Source organism: Nostoc sp. 'Peltigera membranacea cyanobiont' 232, assembly GCF_002245985.1.
In the GTDB taxonomy this organism is placed as follows: domain Bacteria; phylum Cyanobacteriota; class Cyanobacteriia; order Cyanobacteriales; family Nostocaceae; genus Nostoc.
Genome location: NZ_NOLK01000357.1, coordinates 1 through 1,986, shown reverse-complemented (window position 1 = coordinate 1,986; position 1,986 = coordinate 1). Strand labels below are relative to the sequence as shown.

The 1,986-nt window shown below is 40.4% G+C and carries 3 protein-coding genes; 1 reads left to right on the top strand and 2 read right to left on the bottom strand.

Annotated elements, in window-relative coordinates; genetic code table 11:
• Positions 1-205: 205 nt before the first annotated feature.
• Both CDG79_RS40280 and CDG79_RS40275 read right to left on the bottom strand, forming a co-directional pair.
• The gene (locus CDG79_RS40280; protein ID WP_094347015.1) at positions 206-814 is read right to left on the bottom strand and encodes a hypothetical protein; all 609 of its coding nucleotides are present in this window, start codon (positions 812-814) and stop codon (positions 206-208) included.
• A 183-nt stretch (positions 815-997) separates the two neighbouring features.
• Positions 998-1,585 (bottom strand): thylakoid membrane photosystem I accumulation factor, encoded by a 588-nt coding sequence (locus tag CDG79_RS40275; protein WP_094333107.1) that lies wholly within the window; start codon positions 1,583-1,585, stop codon positions 998-1,000.
• Between the two features lie 158 nt (positions 1,586-1,743).
• On the opposite strand from CDG79_RS40275, the gene CDG79_RS40270 reads away from it, so the two are divergent.
• Complete coding sequence (locus tag CDG79_RS40270; RefSeq protein ID WP_143855750.1) at positions 1,744-1,965, top strand: hypothetical protein; 222 nt, start codon at positions 1,744-1,746, stop codon at positions 1,963-1,965.
• The last annotated feature ends 21 nt before the right edge of the window (positions 1,966-1,986 follow it).

Below are 1,986 nucleotides of genomic sequence, written 5' to 3'. Positions count from 1 at the left end.
TTTAGGGACTTCCAAAAAATAAAATATACAGTAGGGTGTGTTAGGCGAAAGCCGTAACGCACCGAGATATCTGGCGGTGCGTTACGCTGTCGCTAACGCACCCTACAAAATTGGATATTTTTTTAATTGGAAGTCCCTTATAGCGAGTCTACCCCTGCGGGGAAGCAAGCTAGCAAGAGCGTCTCGTAGAGAGCGCCATTACGAATTATCCAATAGGGCGATTCCCAGGATTGACTGCATGGATATATTCACTACCCGATCGCGGTCTTCCTCGTTTGTAGTAAGCTTCTTCTGGTTTCCCCCATCCTAGCTGCAAAATCATTTCCAAAAAGCTAGAATTTTCCCACTTACACAAACTTGCCCATTCTGTTCTCTGAACAATTCTTTCTACATCAGATGTAAGAATTTGTTGGTATTGTTTACTATTATTGAAACTCAAGTATAAATCCATCTCCATCGAGACTTCATACCAAAATTCTACAATGGAATTTTTAGCAGATTTTAATATCTCTAAGTCATTAGGGAGGGCTATTAAATCGGTATTTACTTCGGGATAGTTCAACTTTTTACCTTTAACTGTCACCTCCCGCCAGATAATACCTGAAACTTGATTTTCTTTTTGATAATCGTGAATCGCAGCTTTAAAATCTTGATAAGCTGTGAATTGTTGCAGCCCATCAGTTCTAATAAACTGGTCAATTACAGGATTGCCAGAGGCTGTTATCTCTAACTTTAGGCGTTTTCCATTGAGGCAAGCTTGGCGTTCGGCTGCCAAAACCTGAATTAGCTCCTGAGTGGTGTAAACCTTTGACATCAGAATCCACTCTAGTTAGTCATTGGTCATTCGTCATTAGTCATTAGTCAAGGACTATAGACTATCGATTAACTTTCTAATCTGTCAACACAGATATTTCAATATTATGCTTTGGCATGGGCAGAAATGTAGTAACAGATAGCACGAAAAATTCGGGCAGACCAATTTGGTCTACCCCATAAGTTATCTAGCTAACTCACTACTGAACTCATTAAAGGCTCGTCGCTTTAACTGTGCTGTTTCGGTGCGTGGTAATAAATCAAAGATTTTGCGAAATTGGTCGTCTATTTCTTCAAAAGGTACTTGACCTTTTTTATTCAAAACTACCTCACCTGCTTTATTAAACACCACAACTTGAGGAACACCCCCAGAATAGTAATATCCTGGTTCTGTAGGGTCATAAGTCTTTTTAGACGGGATAGTATCTACATTAATCGGCATAATCTCTGCCACCTGACCGTAAAATTCCTGTACCCGTGAGATAGAAATGGCATATCTTTTAGAATCGCTGCTGTCATCCAAATAAAAAGCCAAAAATACGGGTTTATGTTCCGCTAAAGTCTGTGCTAGTGTCTGTCTGGGAGGAACTAATGAACCATTACCAGCATAAACAACGAAAATGTTGCCATCATACAAATCATTATTAAGACCAGCATAAGCAGGTTGCGTACTTATAATGAAAAGACTTGCAAGCAACAACAGGCATTTAGACAACCACCTTTGCCAGCCAGTAATTTGTTTATGTAAAAAAAGAAACTTTGTGCTATTCATCAAAAGGAACCTTGCAAGCTACTACTTGTCGTGAGTTTGTGCTGAATTCGGCAAACCGGGCTGGATATGTAATTACGCCCACGCACTATCTTTTAAAATAACGCCTACTGAGATTATCTCTTGTAAGTGGATGAGATGGAGTTGAACGGAGTTCTGATATGGATGAATCCAGTTCAAAGGTGGATGAACGGAGTTCTGATGTGGATGAATCCAGTTCAAAGGTGGATGAATCCAGTTCAAAGGTGGATGAACGGAGTTCAAAGGTGGATGAACGGAGTTCAAAGGTGGATGAATCCAGTTCAAAGGTGGATGAACGGAGTTCAAAGGTGGATGAATCCAGTTCAAAGGTGGATGAACGGAGTTCAAAGGTGGATAAATGATGATTCTAACCCTCCCCTGCC